2 protein-coding genes and 1 pseudogene are annotated in these 1,850 nt (G+C 39.1%); all 3 read left to right on the top strand.

What is annotated here, in order from left to right; all coding sequences use genetic code 11:
- Positions 1-180 (top strand): annotated as a pseudogene (locus tag ACTQ1L_RS15165) (IS1380 family transposase); the annotation flags it as partial.
- A 206-nt stretch (positions 181-386) separates the two neighbouring features.
- On the top strand, positions 387-1,184 hold the full coding sequence (locus tag ACTQ1L_RS15160; protein WP_279206524.1) for a YhfC family intramembrane metalloprotease: 798 nt from the start codon (positions 387-389) through the stop codon (positions 1,182-1,184).
- A 45-nt stretch (positions 1,185-1,229) separates the two neighbouring features.
- Complete coding sequence (locus ACTQ1L_RS15155) at positions 1,230-1,760, top strand: GNAT family N-acetyltransferase (protein WP_441368083.1); 531 nt, start codon at positions 1,230-1,232, stop codon at positions 1,758-1,760.
- Positions 1,761-1,850: the final 90 nt, after the last annotated feature.

The raw sequence follows: 1,850 nt of genomic DNA, 5'->3' as shown, positions 1-1,850 counted from the left end.
GGTCGTGCTCCAAGGCAGAAACGAGATGTAAAACGTCGCCGCCTGCATACGGTAATCAGCAATCTTATTATGATGGCATGTCATATAACATCCCACGCCAGACAACTCATTGTGGGACTTGGGAAGAGTAATGTATGGAGGCATATATTTGCAGATTTCTGTGAATTGTGCAGTCAATAAGTCATTATAAACTGGTTATTGAAATTCAAAGGGGGTGGTGTGCCCTTTTGACCTATATGATTGATTGTAATTAGTGTGCAGCCTATAAAATATAACTACAATCATAGGCTATTTTTTATAAAAATGGAACTTCACGGATTCAGTAAATAATCTTAAAAATATGACATTTTACGCATGATAATTATTATTATTTTGGGAGGCATGATATGGTATCTAAGTTATCTATAGTAATGATTATTGTAAATATGATTTTGGGTGTTCTGATCCCTGTTGTAATTATGGTATCTTTCAAAAAGAAATACAAGGCATGTATCAAAAGCTTTCTGGTAGGTTGTGCAACCATGCTTTTATTTGCAATGGTGCTTGAGCAGCTTGTCCACAGCGTAGTATTAGGGTCTGCGGTCGGTGCGGTGATACAGGGTAATATCTGGCTGTATGCGCTTTATGCATCACTGATGGCAGGATTGTTTGAAGAGACAGGGCGTTTGCTTACAATGCGCTATGTACTGAAGAAGGAACATTGCAACACCTATAATGCGCTGATGTATGGCGCAGGACATGGTGGATTTGAAATGTTTATGGTTCTGACAATTGGAATGCTCAATAACCTTGTATATTCGGTTATGATTAATTGGGGACAGGCACAGACGCTTCTTGAGCCTTTGGATGAGTCTGCCAGAAGCACACTGCAGACAGCGTTTGACACTCTGATTCAGACACCATCCTGGCATTTTATTCTAAGTCCTATAGAGCGCCTTGCCGCAATTACCGCGCAGATTGGCTTATCTGTGATTGTCTGGCATGCCGCTGTGGGCAAGACAATCAAAGGCAGACTTTATATTCTGGCAATCTTTTTGCATGCTGTTTTGGACGGCGTGGCGGTGCTGGCGGCGAAAAGCGGAATATCCCTGATTCTCGTCGAGGTATATGTCTGGCTGACAGCGGCCGGTATTGCGCTAATTGCAGGGAACGTCTGGAAAAAAAGAAAAAGTAAAGAAAGATGAAAGTAATTAACGTGCAATCTATTGTTTATTTTGGAGGGATGATTTATGCAGCTTGATATTACGAAAGTAAAGTTAAGAAGCAGGAACATAAAACGCATCTATTTCGATGCGTTTCCTAAAAACGAGAGAATGCCGTTTTTCATGATGGTTTTGATGTCCAAGTTATGGAATACACAATTCTTAAGTTTTTATGATGGAGATATCCCATGTGGATTTATCTATTTTGCCGTTAATCGTAAAATGATATTTATTATGTTTCTGGCAGTGGATGAGAGCCTTCGCACTAAAGGTTATGGCAGTGCTATATTGAAAGAGATAAAAAATAGATATCCTGATAAGAAGATCATGGTTTCCATTGAGCCATGCGATGATAGTGCACCAGATATAGAAGTAAGAAAAAGGCGCAAAGCATTTTATAGGAAAAATGGATATGGCGAAACAGGCTATATGATAAAACTAAGTGGTGTAGTGCAGGAAATTATGATTACAAATGGTGACTTCGATAAAAAGGAGTTTCTTTTGTTTTTTATTTTTTATAGTAATGGTACAGTTTGGCCAAAGATATGGCTCAAATGATGAGGAGCCGGGTTATCGAAAGGAGAATATCAATGAATGAAAAAACATATACAACGCCGCTTGGCGTAATCCATTATTGGGTACATATGA

This window comes from Agathobacter sp. LCP21S3_B2, assembly GCF_052118705.1.
Classification (GTDB): Bacteria; Bacillota; Clostridia; order Lachnospirales; family Lachnospiraceae; genus Roseburia.
This window is presented reverse-complemented; position numbering and strand designations above follow the sequence as displayed.